This window comes from Streptomyces sp. NPDC043726 (assembly GCF_056436565.1).
On record NZ_JBWKCI010000011.1, the window covers coordinates 66,999 to 87,331 of the forward strand.

Annotated in this window: 18 protein-coding genes; 8 read left to right on the forward strand and 10 right to left on the reverse strand. The window is 71.6% G+C overall.

Annotated features, from left to right (window positions below):
- Positions 1–89: 89 nt before the first annotated feature.
- From whiA to uvrC, 4 genes are read right to left on the reverse strand one after another with little or no spacing between them, the layout of a single operon-like run.
- Positions 90–1,079, reverse strand: coding sequence for a DNA-binding protein WhiA (whiA, locus tag AC068Z_RS29745; RefSeq protein WP_478562272.1), 990 nt, complete (start codon positions 1,077–1,079; stop codon positions 90–92).
- Positions 1,070–2,137, reverse strand: a complete 1,068-nt coding sequence (locus AC068Z_RS29750; protein ID WP_451724805.1) for a gluconeogenesis factor YvcK family protein — start codon at positions 2,135–2,137, stop codon at positions 1,070–1,072. The genes whiA and AC068Z_RS29750 overlap by 10 nt, the downstream gene beginning before the upstream one ends.
- Positions 2,134–3,138: an RNase adapter RapZ gene (gene rapZ, locus AC068Z_RS29755; protein ID WP_478562276.1), complete on the reverse strand. Its 1,005-nt coding sequence runs from the start codon at positions 3,136–3,138 to the stop codon at positions 2,134–2,136. Before rapZ ends, AC068Z_RS29750 begins: the two co-directional genes overlap by 4 nt.
- Positions 3,135–5,309 carry an excinuclease ABC subunit UvrC gene (gene uvrC, locus AC068Z_RS29760; protein WP_478562278.1) on the reverse strand — a complete coding sequence of 725 codons (2,175 nt, stop codon included), beginning with the start codon at positions 5,307–5,309 and terminating at the stop codon, positions 3,135–3,137. The genes rapZ and uvrC overlap by 4 nt, the downstream gene beginning before the upstream one ends.
- Before the next feature lie 249 nt (positions 5,310–5,558).
- On the opposite strand from uvrC, the gene AC068Z_RS29765 reads away from it, so the two are divergent.
- On the forward strand, positions 5,559–6,626 hold the full coding sequence (locus AC068Z_RS29765) for a hypothetical protein (RefSeq protein ID WP_478562280.1): 1,068 nt from the start codon (positions 5,559–5,561) through the stop codon (positions 6,624–6,626).
- Between the two features lie 18 nt (positions 6,627–6,644).
- On the opposite strand, the gene AC068Z_RS29770 is transcribed toward AC068Z_RS29765, so the two are convergent.
- Positions 6,645–7,073: a Rieske (2Fe-2S) protein gene (locus AC068Z_RS29770; RefSeq protein ID WP_478562283.1), complete on the reverse strand. Its 429-nt coding sequence runs from the start codon at positions 7,071–7,073 to the stop codon at positions 6,645–6,647.
- Positions 7,074–7,307: 234 nt separating this feature from the next.
- Here AC068Z_RS29770 and AC068Z_RS29775 point away from each other — a divergent pair, with 234 nt between their 5' ends.
- Together AC068Z_RS29775 and AC068Z_RS29780 are read left to right on the forward strand one after the other, a co-directional pair.
- Entirely contained in the window at positions 7,308–8,351 is a 1,044-nt protein-coding gene (locus tag AC068Z_RS29775; RefSeq protein ID WP_478562286.1) for a LacI family DNA-binding transcriptional regulator, read from the forward strand.
- Positions 8,348–9,271 (forward strand): carbohydrate kinase family protein, encoded by a 924-nt coding sequence (locus AC068Z_RS29780; protein WP_478562289.1) that lies wholly within the window; start codon positions 8,348–8,350, stop codon positions 9,269–9,271. The genes AC068Z_RS29775 and AC068Z_RS29780 overlap by 4 nt, the downstream gene beginning before the upstream one ends.
- 1 nt (position 9,272) lies before the next feature.
- Here AC068Z_RS29780 and AC068Z_RS29785 read toward each other — a convergent pair whose 3' ends face one another.
- Positions 9,273–10,127 (reverse strand): helix-turn-helix domain-containing protein, encoded by an 855-nt coding sequence (locus AC068Z_RS29785; RefSeq protein WP_478562292.1) that lies wholly within the window; start codon positions 10,125–10,127, stop codon positions 9,273–9,275.
- A 101-nt stretch (positions 10,128–10,228) separates the two neighbouring features.
- Here AC068Z_RS29785 and AC068Z_RS29790 point away from each other — a divergent pair, with 101 nt between their 5' ends.
- Positions 10,229–10,783, forward strand: a complete 555-nt coding sequence (locus AC068Z_RS29790) for a YceI family protein (RefSeq protein WP_478562295.1) — start codon at positions 10,229–10,231, stop codon at positions 10,781–10,783.
- 94 nt (positions 10,784–10,877) lie between these two features.
- On the opposite strand, the gene uvrA is transcribed toward AC068Z_RS29790, so the two are convergent.
- Positions 10,878–13,943 (reverse strand): excinuclease ABC subunit UvrA, encoded by a 3,066-nt coding sequence (uvrA, locus tag AC068Z_RS29795; protein ID WP_478562298.1) that lies wholly within the window; start codon positions 13,941–13,943, stop codon positions 10,878–10,880.
- Positions 13,944–14,166: 223 nt separating this feature from the next.
- Here uvrA and AC068Z_RS29800 point away from each other — a divergent pair, with 223 nt between their 5' ends.
- Both AC068Z_RS29800 and AC068Z_RS29805 read left to right on the forward strand, forming a co-directional pair.
- A complete protein-coding gene (locus tag AC068Z_RS29800; protein ID WP_478562301.1) occupies positions 14,167–14,853 on the forward strand; it encodes a maleylpyruvate isomerase family mycothiol-dependent enzyme in 687 nt (228 codons plus the stop codon).
- Positions 14,854–14,862: 9 nt separating this feature from the next.
- Complete coding sequence (locus tag AC068Z_RS29805) at positions 14,863–15,519, forward strand: MBL fold metallo-hydrolase (RefSeq protein ID WP_478562304.1); 657 nt, start codon at positions 14,863–14,865, stop codon at positions 15,517–15,519.
- A gap of 255 nt (positions 15,520–15,774) precedes the next feature.
- On the opposite strand, the gene aroQ is transcribed toward AC068Z_RS29805, so the two are convergent.
- Positions 15,775–16,248, reverse strand: coding sequence for a type II 3-dehydroquinate dehydratase (aroQ, locus tag AC068Z_RS29810; protein ID WP_478562307.1), 474 nt, complete (start codon positions 16,246–16,248; stop codon positions 15,775–15,777).
- A 103-nt stretch (positions 16,249–16,351) separates the two neighbouring features.
- On the opposite strand from aroQ, the gene AC068Z_RS29815 reads away from it, so the two are divergent.
- Both AC068Z_RS29815 and AC068Z_RS29820 read left to right on the forward strand, forming a co-directional pair.
- Entirely contained in the window at positions 16,352–17,398 is a 1,047-nt protein-coding gene (locus AC068Z_RS29815; RefSeq protein ID WP_478562309.1) for a S66 family peptidase, read from the forward strand.
- Between the two features lie 85 nt (positions 17,399–17,483).
- Complete coding sequence (locus AC068Z_RS29820) at positions 17,484–18,761, forward strand: MFS transporter (RefSeq protein ID WP_478562312.1); 1,278 nt, start codon at positions 17,484–17,486, stop codon at positions 18,759–18,761.
- Here the strand turns inward: AC068Z_RS29820 and AC068Z_RS29825 are convergent.
- Together AC068Z_RS29825 and AC068Z_RS29830 are read right to left on the reverse strand one after the other, a co-directional pair.
- Positions 18,751–19,851 (reverse strand): calcium:cation antiporter, encoded by a 1,101-nt coding sequence (locus AC068Z_RS29825; RefSeq protein WP_478562315.1) that lies wholly within the window; start codon positions 19,849–19,851, stop codon positions 18,751–18,753. The genes AC068Z_RS29820 and AC068Z_RS29825 overlap by 11 nt on opposite strands.
- A 69-nt stretch (positions 19,852–19,920) precedes the next feature.
- A complete protein-coding gene (locus AC068Z_RS29830) occupies positions 19,921–20,223 on the reverse strand; it encodes a hypothetical protein (RefSeq protein WP_478562318.1) in 303 nt (100 codons plus the stop codon).
- Positions 20,224–20,333: the final 110 nt, after the last annotated feature.

Genomic DNA, 20,333 nt, shown 5'->3' on the forward strand with positions numbered 1-20,333 from the left:
TCATGATCGAGTCAAGGGTGCCTCAAGGACACGAAAACGCCGGTGACCGTCGCCCAAGTGGACGCGATCACCGGCGTTCTGAGCCGACGTCAGCCGACGAGGTTGTCGGCCAGCTCCTCGGTGAGGCTGGACTCGGTGCCCGGGATGCCGAGGTCCTGGGCGCGCTTGTCGGCCATGGCCAGCAGTCGGCGGATCCGGCCGGCGACGGCGTCCTTGGTCAGCGGCGGGTCGGCGAGCGCGCCCAGCTCCTCCAGGGAGGCCTGCTTGTGCTCCATGCGCAGCCGTCCGGCGGCGGCGAGGTGCTCGGGCACCTCCTCGCCGAGGATCTCCAGGGCGCGCTGGACCCGGGCACCGGCGGCGACGGCCGCCCGCGCGGAGCGGCGGAGGTTGGCGTCGTCGAAGTTGGCGAGGCGGTTCGCCGTGGCCCGGACCTCGCGGCGCATCCGCCGCTCCTCCCAGGCCAGCACGGACTCATGGGCGCCGAGGCGGGTGAGCAGCGCGCCGATCGCGTCACCGTCACGGACCACCACGCGGTCCACTCCGCGCACCTCACGGGCCTTGGCGGCGATGGAGAGCCGGCGGGCGGCGCCGACGAGCGCGAGCGCTGCCTCGGGGCCCGGGCAGGTCACCTCCAGGGAGGAGGAGCGGCCGGGCTCGGTGAGCGAGCCGTGCGCCAGGAAAGCGCCGCGCCAGGCGGCCTCGGCGTCACAGGTGGCGCCGGAGACGACCTGTGGGGGCAGGCCGCGGATCGGTCGGCCCCGCCCGTCGACCAGGCCGGTCTGCCGGGCCAGCTGGTCACCGCCGGCGACGACCCGGACGACGTAGCGCGAGCCGCGGCGCAGCCCGCCCGGCGCCATCACGATCAGCTCGGAGCTGTGGCCGAAGATCTCCAGGATGTCCCGCTTGAGCCGGCGGGCCGCCATCGCGGTGTCCAGCTCCGCCTCGATCACGATGCGCCCGCTGACCAGGTGGAGGCCGCCGGCGAACCGCAGAATGGCGGAGACCTCCGCCTTCCTGCAGCAGGTCCGGGTGACGGGGAGCCGGGAGATCTCGTCCTTCACCGCTGCCGTCATCGCCATGGGCCGATCCTTCCATGCATCCGAAAAATACGGTCGTACGCGGCGGCCAGCAGCTCCGGGTCGTGCCGCGGAGATCCGTCCCGCGCGGCGACCGGAGCCAGCTCGACCGCGGCCCCGAGCCGTTTGGCGGCCTCGGTGAGCACCTCGCGGTCGGGCACGGCAGCCTCGTCGGCCAGCACCACGTCCAGGGCGAGTTTAGGGGCGTGTCGTCCCAAAACCTCCAAATGACGCTGCGGGGAGAAGCCTTCGGTTTCTCCGGGTTGCGGCGCGAGGTTCAGCGAGAGTACCCGGCGCGCCTTGGTCTCGGTCAGCGCGTCCAGCAGCTCGGGCACGAGCAGGTGCGGAATGACCGACGAGAACCAGGATCCGGGGCCCAGCACCACCCAGTCGGCGTCCATGACCGCGGCGACGGCCTCCGGCACGGCGGGCGGGTCGTGCGGCACGAGGTGCACGGACTGCACCTCGCCCGGGGTGAGCGCCACGGTGGCCTGTCCGCGCACGGTGTCGACCTCCTCGGGCCGCTCCGGATCGTGCCCCTTGACCAGCGCCTGCAGCTCCAGGGGTACGGCGGACATGGGCAGCACGCGGCCGTGCGCGCCGAGCAGCTTGCCGACCAGGTCCAGGGCCTGCACATGGTCGCCGAGCTGTTCCCACAGGGCGACGATCAGCAGGTTGCCGACCGCGTGGTCGTGCAGGTCGCCCTGGGAGGTGAAGCGGTGCTGGATCACCCGGGACCAGGTCTGGCCCCAGTCGTCGTCGCCGCACAGCGCCGCCAGCGCCTTGCGCAGATCGCCGGGCGGCAGGACACCCAGCTCGTCGCGCAGGCGCCCGCTGGAGCCGCCGTCGTCGGCCACCGTGACGACGGCCGTGAGGTCACCGGTGATCCTTCGCAGCGCGGCGAGCGAGGCGGACAGCCCCATGCCGCCGCCGAGCGCGACGACCTTGGGCTGGGTGCCCCGGCGGCGCGGCCGGCCGCCGCGCGCCTCGACGGGGCGGCCGATCCGGCTCTCCGGCACGACCCGGCCGACCCTGATCAGCCGCGGTGTACGTCCTGTCATTCGCGTCCCATGTCCCGGTGTACGACCACCGTCTCCACACCCTGCGCGGCGAGCCGTGCGGCGAGCTTCTCCGAGGTGGCCACCGAGCGGTGCTTGCCGCCGGTGCAGCCGACCGCGATGGTCACATAGCGCTTGCCCTCACGACGGTAGCCCGCGGCAATCAGCTGCAGCAGCTCGGTGTACCGGTCGAGGAACTCCTTGGCGCCGGGCTGGTTGAAGACGTACGCCGACACCTCCTCGTTCAGGCCGGTGTAGGGGCGCAGCTCCGGAACCCAGTGCGGGTTGGGCAGGAAGCGCATGTCGACCACCAGGTCGGCGTCGACGGGGAGGCCGTACTTGAAGCCGAAGGACATCACGGTGGCCCGCAGCTCGGGCTCCTCCTCGCCCGCGAACTGGGCGTCCATCTTGGCGCGCAGCTCGTGCACGTTGAGGCTGGAGGTGTCGATCACCAGGTCGGCGTCGCCGCGCAGCTCGCGCAGCAGCTCGCGCTCGGCGGCGATGCCGTCGACGATACGGCCGTCGCCCTGGAGGGGGTGCGGCCGGCGCACCGACTCGAAGCGGCGGACCAGGGCCTCGTCGGAGGACTCCAGGAAGACGATGCGCCGGGTGACGCCCCGGGTGTCGAGGTCGGCGAGCGATTCGCGGAGGTTGTCGAAGAAGCGCCGGCCGCGGACGTCGACGACGACCGCGATCCGGGCGACGTTGCCCTGGGAGCGGGCGCCGAGCTCCACCATGGTGGGGATCAGCGCGGGCGGCAGGTTGTCGACGACGAACCAGCCGAGGTCCTCCAGACACTTCGCCGCCGTCGAGCGACCGGCTCCGGACATGCCGGAGATGATCACCAGTTCGGGGATGGTGGCCTCGGGGGCCCCGTTCGGCTCGCCGGCCGTACTCACCTGTGCTCCGTGTTCCTCGGGCGGTTGCTGTCGGCTCTGATCATCGCCCATGTCCTTGTGGGCCTGATCTCGCTCGGCTGTGGGCTGCTTTTCCTGCTCGGTCATGTCTCCTGCCCCCGTCGTTCGTCCGGGGTGCCCGCGGTCACGGGCTCCCCGGGGGTGCCCGCCGTCGTCCCGGGCGCCCCGTCCTCGATGTCTTCCATGATCTCTCCAGTCGCCGTGTTCACGGCGGGCGCGGCCGGGGCCGCCTGGGCGAAGGCCGCGGCAATGGTCTCGGCCGTTTTACGGCCTATGCCCGGAACCTCACAGATCTGGTCGATTGTCGCCGATCGAAGCTTCTTCACCGAACCGAAGTGCTTGATCAACGCCTGCTTGCGGGTGTCGCCGAGACCCGGCACGTCGTCCAGGGGGCTCGACCGGAAGCGCTTGGCGCGCTTGGTGCGCTGATAGGTGATGGCGAAGCGGTGGGCCTCGTCGCGGACCCTCTGGAGCAGATACAGGCCCTCGCTCGAGCGGGGCAGGACGACCGGGTCGTCCTCGCCGGGCACCCAGACCTCCTCCAGGCGCTTGGCGAGCCCGCACACGGCGATGTCGTCGATGCCCAGCTCGTCCAGTGCCTTCTTCGCGGCGGCGACCTGGGGCTGCCCGCCATCGACGACGACGAGCTGGGGCGGGTAGGCGAACTTCCTGGGGCGGCCGTCATCGTCCTTCAGGCCATTGCCGAGGGCGCCGTCGGGGCCGGTCACAGGGCCCTCAGGACCGGTCACAGGGCCGTCGCTGCCGGTCACAGTGCCCTCGAAGGTGGCCTCAGCGGCGTCCTCGATGCCGGTCCCGGCGGTCTCCCGCGGGTTCTCGTCCCCCCACTCGCCGGTCCTCTCCTTCTCGGCGATGTACCGCTTGAAGCGGCGGGAGATCACCTCGTGCATGGACCGGACGTCGTCCTGCCCCGCGAAGCCCTTGATCTGGAAGCGGCGGTACTCGCCCTTGCGCTGGAGGCCGTCCTCGAAGACGACCATGGAGGCCACGACGTCGTCGCCCTGGAGGTGGGAGATGTCGTAGCACTCGATCCGGAGCGGCGCGCTGTCCAGGTCGAGGGCCTCGGCGATCTCCTCCAGGGCCCGCGAACGGGTGGTCAGGTCGGAGGCGCGCTTGGTCTTGTGCAGGCCGAGGGCCTGGAGGGCGTTGCGCTGGACGGTCTCCATCAGCGCCTTCTTGTCGCCGCGCTGCGGGATGCGCAGGGAGACGTTCGAGCCGCGGCGCCCGGTGAGCCACTCCTGGACCGGCTCGACCGGGTCCGGCAGGGCCGGGACCAGGACCTCCTTGGGGACGGAGTCCCCGGTCTCCTCGCCGTAGAGCTGCTGCAGGGCGTGCTCGACGAGGGCGCCGGTGGTGATCTCCTCGACCTTGTCGGTGACCCAGCCGCGCTGGCCGCGCACCCGCCCGCCGCGGACGTGGAAGATCTGCACGGCCGCCTCCAGCTCGTCCTCTGCGACGGCGATCAGGTCGGCGTCGGTCGCGTCGGCGAGCACGACCGCGTTCTTCTCCATGGCCTTCTTCAGGGCCCCGATGTCGTCGCGCAGCCGGGCGGCCCGCTCGTACTCCATCTCGTCCGCCGCCGCCATCATCTGCTTCTCCAGACGGCGCAGATACGTGCCGGTGCGGCCGGCCATGAAGTCGCTGAACTCCTCGGCGAGTTCGCGGTGCTCCTCGGGCGAGACCCGGCCCACGCAGGGGGCGGAGCACTTGCCGATGTAGCCGAGCAGACAGGGGCGGTCGGTGCGGGCGGCGTTCTTGAACACGCCGGCCGAGCAGGTGCGGACCGGGAAGACCCGCAGCAGGAGGTCGACGGTGTCGCGGATCGCCCACGCGTGGGCGTACGGCCCGAAGTAGCGCACGCCCTTCTTCTTGTGACCGCGCATCACCTGGACGCGCGGGAACTCCTCGTTCATCGTCACGGCGAGGTACGGGTAGCTCTTGTCGTCGCGGTACTTGACGTTGAACCGGGGGTCGTACTCCTTGATCCAGGAGTACTCCAGCTGGAGCGCCTCGACCTCCGTGGACACCACCGTCCACTCCACGGACGCCGCCGTGGTGACCATGGTGCGGGTGCGGGGGTGCAGGCCCGCCAGGTCCTGGAAGTAGTTCGCCAGGCGCTGGCGCAGGCTCTTCGCCTTTCCGACGTAGATCACCCGGCGGTGCTCGTCGCGGAACCTGTACACCCCCGGGGAGTCCGGGATCTGCCCTGGAGAGGGGCGGTAGCTGGAGGGGTCGGCCATGTTTCACACCCTACTGGCGAGGGGTGACAGCGCGGCGCGCCTGTGGACAACGGCGGCGGGCCGAGAGGCTACCCCCGGTAACACGTGAGTGGATCCAGGGCGGGGAACGTATGTGCGGCTGTTGGGTTTCAGGTGTTGTCGGGGCTTGGTCAACACGCTTCAATGCGGAGGAACTCGGGCCCGGCCCTCCTGCCGCCCGCGCGAACGGTCCGACCAGCCGTGGTGAACGCCTCACAGAAAGGCCCCTGCATGCCGCACGCCCCTCAGCACGCGGATGTCGCCGTCGCCACCGCGGAGCCGGAGCCGTACGCGCAGGAGCCGAAGCCGTACGCGCGCGAGCCGGAGCGGTACGCGCACGAGCCCGAGTCGTACGCGGACCGGGACGCCGGGGACCCGCAGCCGGGCCCGGACCTGGACGCGCTGCTGAGCGGCGGTCCCTTCCACGTCGCCCTGCGCGCCGCCATCGCCGCGCGCGGACTGCCGCTCCAGCGCGTGCAGCACCATCTGTCGCGATACGGCGTCAAAGTGGGCGTCACCAGCCTGAGTTACTGGCAGCAGGGCGCCCGCAGGCCGCAGCGCCCCGAGTCGCTGCGCGCGGTACGCGCGCTGGAGGAGATCCTCCAGCTGCCGGACGAGTCACTGATCCGGCTGCTCGCCGACGGCGACGGACAGTCGGCGCAGCGGCGGCCCGCCGGCCGCTCCTACCGGGCCCTGATCGAGGCCGACGGCGTCCTGGAAGAACTGCTCGCCGAGCTGGAGGCCCCGGTCGACGGCGGGCTGCACACCCTCGGGCTGCACGAGCGGGTGCGGATCGGCGGCCGGGGCGAACTGGCCGGACGCGAGTCGCACCACATCGTGCGCGCCCACCGGGACGGCGTCGACCGCTTCGTGGCCGTCTACCACGGCGACCCCGGCTGCACCCCCGAGTTCATGCGCGTCCAGGCCCTGGAGAACTGCCGTACCGGCCGCGTGAGGCTGCACCACGACACCGGCGTCCTCGTCGCCGAGCTGCTCTTCGACACCCGCCTGCGCTCCGGCGACACCTTCCTCTTCCGGTACGGCGTCGAGGACGGCACCGCCGGTGTGTCCCGCGAGTACGCGCGCGGGTTCGGCCTGCCGGGCGGGCAGTACGCCCTCCAGGTGCGCTTCGCGGAGCACCGGCTGCCGGTGCGCTGCCACCGGTTCGCCCAGCACTCGGCGGCGGCCCCGCGCAGCGCCCGTCAGGAACTGCCCGTCAGCCGGCAGCACCGCTCGGTCCACGTCGTGGAGCCGCGGCTCCGCGCGGGGATCCTGGGGATCGGGTGGGACTGGGAGTGAGCCCGGTCCGGCGGGCCGTCAGGCGGTGGCCGCCGGCCCCGCCACGATCCGGCCGTTCTTGGCCTCCACCGGCAGCTCCTTCAGCGGCGCGGTGGCCGGCGCCTGCAGCACCTCACCGCTCGTGGCGTCGAACTCGCTGCCGTGACAGGGACAGATGAGCTTCGTCCCCTCCAGCTTGTTGATGGGGCACAACGCGTGCGTGCAGATCGTGCTGTACGCCTTCAGCGCGCCGTCCGCGTCCCGGCTGACGACCACGTTGTGATCGCGGTACAGCTTCGCGCTCCCCTCGGCGACCTCGCTCTCCGCACCGAGGTCCACCGGCGCGCTCGGCTCGTCGTCCGTCGTCCCCCCGTCCGGTGAGCACCCGGCGAGCCCGAGCCCGGCGACGGGGGTGAGGGCCGCTCCGCGCAGGACGGTACGGCGGGACGGGGTCGGGCGGCCGGACATGCGGGTCTCCACTGGTCAGAGGCGGCGAGCAAGGGCGAGCGAGGCGACGATACCGGCCGGGTCGGGCGGGAGCGGGGTGAGGGCAGGCTGACGTAAACGCTTGCGCAAGCGTTTACGTCAGCCGTCGAATGGGATACCTTCCCGGCCAGAAGCACCGGGCGCGCCGCCAGAGGAGGCACCAGGCGCGCAGCCCGGCGAAGCACCAGGGACACGACCCGAGCAGGGGGATCCGCGATGCCGACCATGGCCGACGTGGCCCGGGACGCGGGCGTCTCCGTGGCGACCGTCTCGCATGTCCTCAACGGCACCCGCCCGGTCCTCCCCCACACCCGGCAGGCCGTCCTGGACGCCGTCGACCGCCTCGGCTACACCCCGAACTCCCTGGCCCGCTCCCTGGTCACCGCCCGCACCCGGTCCATCGGCCTCGCGGTGTCCGCGATCAGCAATCCCTACTTCACGGAGATCCTCCAGGGCGTCGAGGCCGGCGCCCTGGAGCACGGCTACAGCCTGCTCATCGCCGATCCGCACGACGACCCCGACCACGAGCGCAAGGTCGTCCAGCTGCTGCACGAGCGGCGCGTGGACGGCATGATCGTGGCACCCTCCGCCAACCCGGCCGAGCTCCTCGCCTACCTGCGCCGGCACGCCGTACCCACCGTCTTCCTCGACCGGCTGGTGGACGAAGGGTCCGCGCCGCACTTCGACCAGGTGTGCGCGGCGAGCGCCGAGCCGACGACCCGGCTGGTCACCCACCTCGCGGAGCTCGGCCACCGGCGGATCGGCCTGGTCGCCGGGCGGCCCGGGCTCAGCACCACCAGCGAGCGGATCACCGGCTACCGGCACGGGCTCGCGCACGCCGGTCTCCCCCACGACGAACGCCTGGTCGCGCACGGCGACTCCGAGTCGGCCGGCGCCGAACGCGCCACCGCACGGCTGCTCTCCCTCGCCGCACCGCCCACGGCCCTGGTGACCGCCAACAACGCGATGACCATCGGCGCCCTGCGCTCCCTGCGTGCCCACGGCCTGTCCGTGCCCGACGACATCGCCCTGTGCTGCTTCGACGACTTCGCCTGGGCCGATCTGTTCGAGCCGAGGCTCACCGCCATCGCCCAGCCCAGCAAGGAGATCGGCGCCCAGGCCGTCCGCGTGCTCCTGGACCGGCTCGCGGAACCCGACCGGCCCGCCCGGACCGTGCGCCTGGACTGCGCCTTCGTGCACCGCACCTCCTGCGGCTGCCCCGAACCGCTCCCCGCCCCAGCGAAAGGAACCGTCCCGTGATCGTCGTCGCCGGTGAGGCCCTGATCGACCTCGTGCCGCAGGGCACGGGCGCCCTCGCGAGTCTGCGCCCCGCGCTCGGCGGCGGCCCCTTCAACACGGCCGTGGCCCTCGGCCGCCTCGGCTCCCCCACCGCGTTCTGCTCCCGCGTCTCCCTCGACGCCTTCGGCGAGGCCCTGCTGGACGGGCTGCGGCGGGACGGGGTGGACGTGTCGGGCGTGCAGCGCGGGAGCGAGCCGACGACCCTCGCGGTCGCCACCGTCGACGAGGGCGGCTCGGCCGCGTACTCCTTCTACGTCGACGGCACCGCCGACCGCCTGTTCACGGCGCCCGCGGCCCTCCCGGACGGCACGCGCGCGGTGTCCTTCGGTACCTGTTCGCTCGTCCTGGAGCCGGGTGCGACCGCCTACGAGGAGCTGATGCGCGGCGCGGCCGCGCAGGGCGTGTTCACGGCCCTCGACCCGAACATCCGCCCCGGCCTCATCGCCGACCCGGACGCCTACCGGGCCCGGTTCCGCTCCTGGCTGCCGTCGGTGTCACTGCTCAAGCTGTCCGCGGAGGACGCCGAGTGGCTCGGCGGCACCCCGCGCGCGTGGCTGGCCGAGGGACCCGGGGCCGTGGTGGTCACCCATGGCGGCGACGGCCTCACCGTCCTCACCCGCGACGGCGCTGAGCACTCCGTACCCGGCGAGAAGGTCGACGTCGTGGACACGATCGGCGCCGGGGACACCGTGAACGCGGCCCTGCTGCACGGTCTGTCGCTCCGGGACGCGCTGTCCCCGCGGGCGCTCGCACGGTTCGGCGCGGACGACTGGACGGCCCTGCTGCGCTTCGCGGCGCGCGCGGCGGCGATCACCTGCTCGCGCGCGGGCGCGGAACCGCCCTACGCCACCGAGCTGGCCGGCGCACCGCTCACCCGCTGAGTCACCCGCTGACCGCGCGCAGGGCACCGGGCGTACGGCCGTTGAGGCGGTCGAGGGCGGTGGCGGTGGCCTCGTCGGCGGGCAGCTGGACCACCATGCGCTGGCCGTCGTCGGGGAGCGCGAGCGTCTCGTAGGTCAGCCGCAGCGTGCCGGCCTCGGGGTGGACGACGACCTCGGCTCCGGCCTGCCGCGGCGCCGCGGGGACGGCGGAGAGCCGGTCGCTGAAGGCGGCGCCCGCGATGATCGTCAGCTCGTCGGCGAGCGCGGCCACGTACGGGTCCTGCGGCACGGCCTCGTGCCTGAGGTGGGCGACCTGTTCGTCGGCGAGGCGGTCCCAGGCGGGGAACGCGGTGCGGGCGCGCTCGTCGGTGAAGACGTAGCGGAGCAGGTTGGGGCGTTCCTCGTCGAGCAGGCCGAGCGGGCGGGCGAGCCGGTCGTAGCCCATCGTCCAGGCGAGGATGTCGCCGATCCAGTTGAGCAGGACGGCGGGGGTGGGTTCCAGGCGGTCGAGCATGGCGCGCGGTCCGGCCCGGACCGTCCGGGTGGGGGGCACGGCCTGCGTGCACGACGCCCTGCCGCCGGTGGCCTCCTTGGCGAGGCGGCGCAGCAGGACGCGGTCCGGCACGGTGAGCCGGAGGGCGTCGCTCAGGGCGCCGAGGACCTGGGGCGACGGGTTGCGGTCGCGGCCCTGTTCGAGGCGCGTGACGTACTCGACGCTGACGCCGGCGAGGGTGGCCAGCTCGGCGCGGCGCAGACCGGGGGTGCGTCGGCGCGGTCCGGTGGGCAGTCCGGCCTCGGCGGGCTCCACGGCCTCGCGGCGGCTGCGCAGGAAGGCTCCCAGCTCGTTCTCGCTCACCCTCGCAACGTACCGCGCGCACACCCCTCGGAGCGTGGCCCTCGCACTACCACCCTCGACGCGGCCTCCCTCCGGTGCGACGGCCGACGCAGGGTGGAGGCATGACTCAGGACAACGCCTTGACCACCGCCGTGCCCCTGCCGCTCGCCCCCGGCCGGTGGCCCTTCGACCCGCTGCACTCGGCCGTCAACTTCACCATCCGCCACCTCGGCATCGCCAAGGTGCGGGGCCGCTTCCGCGAGGTGAGTGCCGAGTTGTACGTCGGTGAGCGGGCCGACGAGATCCGGGTGAGCGCCGAGATCGCGCTGGCCTCCATCGACACCGGGAACCCCGATCGCGACGCGCACACCCGCGCCGCCGATCTGCTGGACGTGGAGAAGCGGCCGACGATGACGTTCCGCTCGACCCGGGTGTCGGGGGCGGGCGACGACTGGTCGATGGAGGGCGAGCTGACCATCGGGGACGTGACCCGTCCGGTGACGCTGGCCGTGGAGTTCGGCGGGCTCGGCGACTTCGACGGCAGGCGGCACGCCGGGTTCGAGGCGACGGGCGAGATCCGGCGCAGCGACTTCGGGCTGGACTTCGGCGGCGGGCTGCTCAGCGACGTGGTGAAGATCCAGCTGGACATGGAGTTCATGGAGCCCGAGAGGAAGTAGGCGCGCACGGGTGTCGCGAACCGAGAGCGCGTGAACGCCGAGCGCCCCCGCGGGAGGTTTCCGCGGGGGCGCTTCGCCGTACGGCCGGACGGGCTCAGGCCTTGCGGGCCCGGGTCGTCTTCTTCGCCGGTGCCGCCTTCTTGGTGGCTCCGGCCGCCTTCTTGGCGGCGGTGTTGTTGGCGGCCTTCGCCGTCCGCGCGGTGGCGGTTTCCTTCGCCGTGGACTTGGCGGCGACGGTCTTCTTCGCCGTCGACTTGGCCGCGACGGTCTTCTTCGCCGCCGCCTTGCGCGGGGCCCGCACGGAGGCCGCGTCGCTGATCCGGTCGCCGAGGATCTCCCGCAGGAACTTGCCGGTGTGGCTGGCCGGGACCGCGGCGACCTCCTCGGGGGTGCCCTCGGCGACGACCAGGCCGCCGCCCGCGCCGCCCTCGGGGCCCATGTCGACGACCCAGTCGGCGGTCTTGATCACGTCGAGGTTGTGCTCGATGACGATGACCGTGTTGCCCTTGTCGACCAGGCCCGCCAGGACCTTCAGCAGCTTGCTGATGTCCTCGAAGTGCAGACCGGTGGTCGGCTCGTCCAGGACGTAGACCGTGCGTCCGGTGGAGCGCTTCTGCAGCTCGCTGGCGAGCTTCACGCGCTGGGCCTCACCGCCGGACAGGGTGGTGGCGGACTGGCCGAGCCGGACGTAGCCGAGGCCGACGTCGTTCAGCGTCTTCAGGTGGCGGTTGATCGCCGGGACGGCCTCGAAGAAGTCCATGGCTTCCTCGATCGGCATGTTCAGGACCTCGGCGATGGACTTGCCCTTGTAGTGGACCTCCAGGGTCTCCCGGTTGTACCGGGCGCCGTGGCAGACCTCGCACGGGACGTAGACGTCCGGGAGGAAGTTCATCTCGATCTTGATGGTGCCGTCGCCCGCGCAGTTCTCGCAGCGGCCGCCCTTGACGTTGAAGGAGAAGCGGCCGGGCAGGTAGCCGCGGACCTTCGCCTCGGTGGTCTCCGCGAACAGCTTGCGGATGTGGTCGAAGACACCGGTGTACGTCGCCGGGTTGGACCGCGGGGTGCGGCCGATGGGCGACTGGTCGACGTGGACGACCTTGTCGACGAGGTCGTCGCCGTCCACGCGCGTGTGTCGCCCCGGGACGCTCCGGGCGCCGTTCAGCTCGCGGGCCAGGTGCGTGTACAGGATGTCGTTGACCAGCGTCGACTTGCCGGAGCCGGAGACGCCGGTGACCGCCGTGAACAGACCGAGCGGGAACGAGACGTCGATGTCCTGGAGGTTGTTCTCCCGGGCGCCGTGCACCGTGAGCTGCCGGGTCGGATCCTGCGGGCGCCGGATGTCGGGCAGCGGGATGGACTTCTTGCCGGACAGGTACTGACCGGTCTGCGACTCGGCGTTGGCGAGCAGCTCCTTCAGGGAGCCGCTGTGCACGACCTTGCCGCCGTGCTCACCGGCGCCGGGGCCGATGTCCACGATCCAGTCGGCGACCTTGATGGTGTCCTCGTCGTGCTCGACGACGATGAGCGTGTTGCCCATGTCGCGCAGCCGGACCAGGGTCTCGATCAGCCGGTGGTTGTCCCGCTGGTGCAGGCCGATGGACGGCTCGTCGAGGACGTACAGCACGCCCACGAGGCCGGAGCCGATCTGGGTGGCGAGGCGGATGCGCTGGGCCTCGCCGCCGGACAGGGTGCCCGCCGCACGGTTGAGCGAGAGGTAGTCCAGGCCGACGTCGACCAGGAACCGCAGCCGTTCGTTGACCTCCTTCAGCACGCGCTCGGCGATCTTCTTGTCACGGGCGTTGAGCCTGAGCTTGCCGAGGAAGTCGGCGCAGTCGCTGATCGACATCGCCGCGACCTCGGCGATCGACTTCTCCATGACCGTGACCGCGAGGACGATCGGCTTCAGGCGCGTGCCCTCACAGGTGGGGCAGGGCACCTCGCGCATGTAGCCCTCGAAGCGTTCACGGCTGGCGTCGGACTCGGCCTCGCTGTGCCGGCGCTTGACGAAGGGCACCGCGCCCTCGAACGGCGTGGTGTAGACCCGCTCGCGGCCGTACCGGTTGCGGTAGCGGACCTCGATCTGCGTCTTGTGGCCGTACAGCAGGGCCTTCTTGGCGCGCTGCGGCAGGCCCGCGAAGGGGATGTCGGTCCGGAAGCCCAGCGCGTCCGCGAGGGCGCCGACGAGCCGGCCGAAGTAGTCCTTGGTGTGGCCGTGCGACCAGGGGTGGATGGCGCCCTCGTCGAGGCTCTTGTCCTCGTCGGGGACGATCAGCTCGGGGTCCACCTCCATGCGCGTGCCGATACCCGTGCACTCGGGGCAGGCGCCGAAGGGCGAGTTGAAGGAGAAGGAGCGCGGCTCCAGCTCCTCGAAGGAGAGGTCGTCGTACGGGCAGTACAGGTGCTCCGAGTACATGCGCTCGCGCTCGGGGTCGTCCTCGGGGAGGTCGACGAAGTCCAGCACGACCATGCCGCCGGACAGGCCGAGGGCGGTCTCGACGGAGTCGGTGAGGCGGCGCTTGGCGGAGTCCTTCACGGTGAGGCGGTCGATGACCACCTCGATGGTGTGCTTCTCCTGCTTCTTCAGCGTGGGCGGGTTGGAGAGCTGGACGGTCTCGCCGTCCACCCGCGCGCGGGAGTAGCCCTTGGTCTGGAGGTCGGCGAACAGGTCGACGAACTCGCCCTTGCGCTCGCGCACCAGCGGCGACAGCACCTGGAAGCGGCTGCCCTCGGGCAGCTCCAGCACCTTGTCGACGATGGCCTGGGGCGACTGGCGCGAGATCGGGCGGCCGCACTGAGGACAGTGCGGCTTGCCGATGCGCGCGAAGAGCAGGCGCAGGTAGTCGTAGACCTCGGTGATGGTGCCGACCGTCGACCGGGGGTTGCGCGAGGTCGACTTCTGGTCGATGGAGACCGCGGGCGAGAGGCCCTCGATGAAGTCGACGTCCGGCTTGTCCATCTGGCCGAGGAACTGGCGGGCGTACGAGGACAGCGACTCCACGTAGCGCCGCTGGCCCTCCGCGAAGATGGTGTCGAAGGCCAGCGAGGACTTGCCCGACCCCGACAGGCCCGTGAAGACGATGAGCGAGTCGCGCGGCAGATCGAGCGAGACATTCTTGAGGTTGTGCTCGCGCGCGCCACGGACGATGAGACGGTCGGCCACGCCGGTCCGCACCTTTCTTGAGAGAAGTGACAGGGGCGGGGCCCCCGTCGTTCTTCAGACTAGGGGGAGCCACTGACAACGCCGGTCGGATTCCCGGAGGAGTAACAATCCCCAACCATCCAGCATGCCCGACGCCACGTCCGACCATATAGCACGCGCATTCGATTTACGGCACCGCTTCACCACCTTCACCCGAAGGAGTGGCGGGACTAAGGTCAGCAGCATGATTGATCACGCTCATGACCTGGCGTCTGTACGTGACGCGACCGAACGGCTGCTCACCGCAGCGGCCAAAATGGACAACGCCTCGGTCGCCGAGCCGTCACGGCTTCCCGGCTGGACCCGCGGCCATGTCCTCGCCCATCTCGCCCGCAACGCGGACGCCCTCGTGAACGTGCTCGAAGGGCGTCCCATGTACGTCTCCGGCGAGGCACGGGACGCCGACATCGAGCGGGACGCCCCGCGCGCCCTCGACGTCCAGCTCGCCGACGTGCGCGAGAGCGCGGCCCGCTTCGCCCGGGCCGGGGAGGCGCCCGCGGACTGGTCACGCACGGTGGAGCTGCGCAACGGCGTGACCGACTCCGCGTCCCGGGTGCCGTTCCGGCGCTGGGTCGAGGTGGAGCTGCACCACGTGGACCTCGGCATCGGGTACGAGCTGGAGGATCTTCCGGAGGAGTTCGTCCAGCGGGAGATCAACTTTCTTGCGGCACGCTTCCGGGGCAACCCGGGCGTGCCCGCGGTGATGATCGCGGAGGACGACGGCCGCCGCATCCCCACCGGAGGGGACGCGGGGGAACCGGTCACCGTCAGTGGCCGCGACGCGGACCTGCTCGGCTGGCTCTGCGGCCGGCGCGACGGCTCCGCGCTGACCGCCTCCGGAGGGCCGCTGCCGACGCTGCCGCCGCTATAGGCTGCCGCCATGACGTACAGCGGAGACGTGACGGTCGGCGGCCCGGCGGACGTGCACGAGCTGAAGGACCTGATGATCACCAAGATCGCGGTCGGTCCGATGGACAACAACTGCTATCTGCTGCGCTGCCGGGCCACGGACGAGCAGCTGCTGATCGACGCGGCCAACGACGCGGACGCGCTGCTCGGGATGATCGGTGACGACGGCATCGCGTCCGTCGTCACCACCCATCAGCACGGTGACCACTGGCAGGCGCTCGCCCGGGTCGTCGAGGCCACCGGCGCGCGCACGTACGCGGGGCGCGAGGACGCCGAGGGCATTCCCGTGCCGACCGACGTCCCGGTCGACGACGGGGACGTCATCCGCGTGGGGCGCGTGGAACTCACCGCGCGCCACCTGGTCGGGCACACGCCTGGCTCCATCGCCCTGGTCTACGACGACCCGCACGGGCACCCCCATGTGTTCACGGGGGACTGTCTGTTCCCGGGCGGCGTGGGCAACACCCGCAAGGACCCGAAGGCGTTCGCCAGTCTCATCCACGACGTCGAGACGAAGATCTTCGGCGTGCTGCCGGACGAGACCTGGGTCTACCCCGGACACGGCAACGACACGACGCTCGGCGCGGAGCGCCCGCACCTGCCGGAGTGGCGCGCGCGGGGGTGGTGAACGGTGGGGTGCGCGCGGGGCGTGCACCCCTTCACCGCACGCTGGGCGCGACTTCACCGCCATGCGCCCCGCGCGTCCTCTTCCACGTGTTCCACGCGCCCCGTGTGAACGCTTCGCACGCACCCGCGCCCCGCGCGCGCTCCCCCTACATCCCGTCGCGCGGTCGACTTGAGGCAACCCGCACAGGATGACGGCTCCTGAGCGGAACGGGCCGCCGGTCTCATTCCCCGCCCTCGGCCGGCGGCCCGGAGTGCGTCAGGCCTGCGCTCGCGCCGCTCCCACCAGCGCCGCCACCCGCTCGACGCCGAAGACGTAACCCTGCACCCCGCACCCCGCGACGACCCCGTCGGCGCGCAGCGACACGTAGGAGTGGTGGCGGAAGGACTCGCGCTGGTGGATGTTGGAGATGTGGACCTCCAACACCGGCAGGCCGTCACAGGTGTTGAGGGCGTCCAGGATCGCGACGGACGTGTGGGAGTAGGCGCCCGGGTTGATGACGATCCCGCAGTGGCTCAGCCGCGCCTCGTGGATCCAGTCGACCAGCTCGCCCTCGTGGTTGGACTGACGGAAGTCCACCGTCCCGCCGTGCGCGGCCGCCGCCTTGGCGCACATCGCCTCGACGTCCGCGAGGGTGTCGGAGCCGTAGATCTCGGGCTGACGCTGGCCGAGCAGGTTCAGATTGGGTCCGTTGAGGATCATGATCGGGGCGTTGGCCAGGGTGCGGGGCACGGTTCCTCCGGTCCGTTCGACATGCGCGGCCCCGAGGAGGACCGCTGCTCAGACCCGGTTTATCACGGTGCGCCGAGGCGGTGAGGGGCCATACCCTCCCCGGATGACGACGATCTCGTACCCGCCCAAGCCCTCGCCCGGCGACCGTATCGCCGTGATCTCGCCCGGCGCCGGGCTGCCCGGCCTCTTCCCGCACCCCTTCGACCTGGGCCTGGAGCGACTGCGCGAGGAATACGGCCTCGTGCCGGTCGAGTACCCGACGACCCGCAGGATGGGCGCGACCCCGCAGGAGCGGGCCGCCGACGTCAACGCCGCCTTCGCCGACCCGGACATCAAGGTGATCATGGCCTCGATCGGCGGCGACGATCAGATCACCGTGCTGCCCTTCCTGGACCGGGAGTTGATCCGGGCCAACCCGAAGCCGTTCTTCGGGATGAGCGACAACACGAACCTGCTCGCGTTTCTGCACAGCACCGGAATCGTCGGCTATCACGGCGCGACCGTGATGACCGCGCTCGGGCGTCCGGTGGCCATGGATCAGCTGACCGCCGACTCCCTGCGGGCCGCCCTGTTCACCTCCGGTGCGCACGAACTCACGCCCGCCGAGCGCTCGAACGACATCGACCGGGACTGGCAGGATCCCGTGACCTTCGAGACCGAACCACCGACCCGGCCCGGCACGGGATGGACCTGGGTGAACGCCGACCACGTGGTGGAGGGCCGCAGTTGGGGCGGCTGCCTGGAGATCCTCGGCTGGCTGCTGATGGCCGACCGCGAGATTCCGCGCGATCTGTCCGAGTTCGAGGGCGGCGTGCTGCTCCTGGAGACCTCGGAGGAGCTGCCGAGCGCCGAGGAAGTCTTCCGCACCCTGCGGAACATGGGCGAACGAGGGCTCCTCCAGCGCTTCTCCGCCCTGCTGATGGGCCGGCCGAAGACCTGGTCCTTCGAGCACCCGAACAGCCCGGAGGAGGCGGATCGTTACGCCGCCGGTCAACGCGAGGCCGTGCTGCGCGCGATGCGTATGTATGCCCCGAACACGACGATCGTCTTCGATGTGGACTTCGGCCACACCAGTCCCCAACTGGTCATCCCCTATGGCGGTCTCGTACGGGTCGACGGCCCCTCCCGGCGCATCACCGTCACCTACTGACCACCCCCACGCGCCCCCGTAACCCACGATCACTGTGGGTAGTTGACGCGGCATGCACGACGTACGCACCGTAAGGGCGCCCTCCATGCTCCGCCTCGCGGCCGCCTCGCTCGCCGGGACGGCCATCGAGTTCTACGACTTCTTCGTCTACGGGACCGCGGCGGCGCTGGTCCTGGGGCCACTGTTCTTCCCCACGTTCTCGCCGGTGGCGGGGACTTTGGCCGCGTTCGGGACCTTCGGCGTGGGGTTCGTGGCCCGGCCGCTCGGCTCGGTGCTCTTCGGGCACATCGGCGACCGGCACGGGCGGAGGCCGGTCCTGGTCGCCTCCCTGCTGCTGACCGGCGCCTCGACGGTCGCGGTCGGCTGTGTACCGACGTACGACACGATCGGGGTGGCCGCTCCGGTGCTGCTGCTCGTCCTGCGCTTCCTGCAGGGTCTGGGACTCGGCGGGGAGTGGGGCGGCGCCGTGCTGCTGACCGCGGAGCACGCGCCCGCCGATCGGCGTGGGCTGTGGTCGAGTTTTCCGCAGATCGGTCCGGCGGTCGGCTTTCTGCTCGCGAACGGTGTGACGCTCGCGCTCGCGGCCTCGCTGTCCGAGGCGCAGTTCGCGCAGTGGGGCTGGCGGGTGCCGTTCTGGGCCGCAGGGGTGCTGGCCGTGGCGGGGCTGTGGCTCAGGTCGTCGCTCACGGAGAGCCCGCAGTTCCTGAAGATCGACGACCACGCGCGCGTGCCGCTCGCCGAGGTCGTGCGCGACCACTGGCGGCTCGTCCTGCTGACCGCGGGCGCGCTGGCGATCGGGTACGCGATCTTCTACGCCGTGACCACCTGGTCCCTGGCCTATGGCACGGAACGGCTCGGGGTGAGCCGTACGGTCATGCTGGTCTGCATCATGGGCGCCGTCCTGGTGAAGGGCTCGCTGACCCCGCTGGCGGCGCTGCTCGGGGACCGGTACGGGCGCCGGCCGATGTGCCTGGCCGGGTGTGCGGCGGCCGCGGTGTGGATGTTCCCGATGGTGGCGCTGCTCGCCACCGGATCGCCGCTGCTGATGTTCTTCGGCTTCCTGGGGGCGATGCTCGCCTTCATCACGATGTTCGCCGTCATCGCCGCCTATCTGCCGGAGCTGTACGAGCCGCGGGTGCGCTGCACGGGCGCCGCGGTCGGCTACAACCTCGGAGGGGTCCTCGGGGGCGCGCTCACGCCGCTCGCGGCGACCGCGCTGGCCGAGCAGGGGGGCCGGGTGCCGTGGGGCGTGGGGGCGTATCTGACCGGGATCGCGCTGCTCAGCCTGGGCTGCTTCGCGCTGCTGCCGGAGACGCGTCCGGCGCGGCCCGTGGCACCGGCGCCGGCGCCGGTCATGGATTGATCGCGAGTTCCAGGTAGGCGGCGAAGATCACCAGGTGCACCCCTCCCTGGAGAGGTGTGGCCCGGCCCGGCACGACCGTGAGGGAGGCGACCACGACGGTGAGGGCGAGCAGCAGCATGTGCGTGGCGCCGAGGCCGAGGACCAGCGGGCCGGAGAGCCAGATCGTCGCCAGGGCGACCGCCGGGATGGTCAGCCCGATGCTCGCCATCGCCGAACCGAGCGCGAGGTTCAGACTGGTCTGCACCCGGTCCCGGCGGGCGGAGCGCAGCGCGGCGATCGTCTCGGGCAGCAGCACCAGCAGGGCGATGATCACGCCGACTACGGCATGCGGCAGCCCGGCCGACTCCACGCCCGACTCGATGGTCGGCGACACCGCCTTGGCGAGCCCCACCACGCCGACCAGCGCCAGGCCCAGCAGTCCGAGGCTGATCATCGCGGTGCGGGCGCTCGGGGCGAGGGCGTGGTCGTCGATGGTGATCACCTCGCCCTGCCGGGTGATGGGCAGGAAGTAGTCGCGGTGCCGCACGGTCTGGGTCGCGACGAACAGGCCGTACAGGACGAGCGAGGAGATCGCGGCGAAGGTGAGCTGGAGGGTGGAGAACTCCGGGCCCGGCTCGCTGGTCGTGAACGTCGGCAGGACCAGGCTGAGGGTCGCGAGGGTGGCGACGGTGGCGAGCGCGGCGCCGGTGCCCTCGGGGTTGAAGACCGCGGTGCCGTGGCGCAGGGAGGCGACCAGCAGGCACAGACCGACGATGCCGTTGCAGGTGATCATCACGGCGGCGAAGACGGTGTCCCGGGCGAGCGTCGCGCCCTTGGAGCCGCCGTCCGCCATGAGGGTGACGATGAGGGCGACCTCGATCACGGTGACCGCGATGGCGAGGACCAGGGAGCCGAAGGGCTCCCCCACCCGGTGCGCCACGACCTCGGCATGGTGGACGGCGGCCAGGACGGCTCCGGCGAGCACCACCGTGACCACGGCGACGACCGCGCCCGGCAGATCCCGGCCCCAGGTGAAGGCCAGCAGGACGACCGCGAGCACCGGCACGAGGAACGTCCACTGAAGGGCGAGCGACCTCAGCCGAGTGATCATGCAGTGATCGTCGCAAAGGAGGACGGGCCCCGCATGTCGGTCGCACGGGGCCCGTCGCGCTGCACCGGGCTAGGTGAGGTCCTCCGCGTCCAGCAGATCGCAGTTGAGGTAGCGGGCCTCCCGGGTGCACAGAGCACCCATCTGTTCGGCCATCTTGGTCGTCTCGGGGTTCTCGCTGTTGCGCATGGCTTCCTCGTACGAGTCGAACTCGATCACCGCGAAGTAGCGCCCGGGCGTGTCACGGTCCTGGAGGAGCATCCGCCGGGTGGGACCGCCCTCCCGGTCCGCCATGCGCTGCCTGGCGTCGTCCATCAGCTGGTTCATTTCGTCGAGGCGCTCGGTCTCGAAGTCGATGATCTGCACGAACTTCACGGATTACCTCCGCTGGGCACTGCGCTCCCAGGCCGGGAAACGCGCTCGGGACAACGCAATCACCGGGAGCGGTCCGCGGCAATCGCCGCGCACCCCTCCCGGTGATGGTT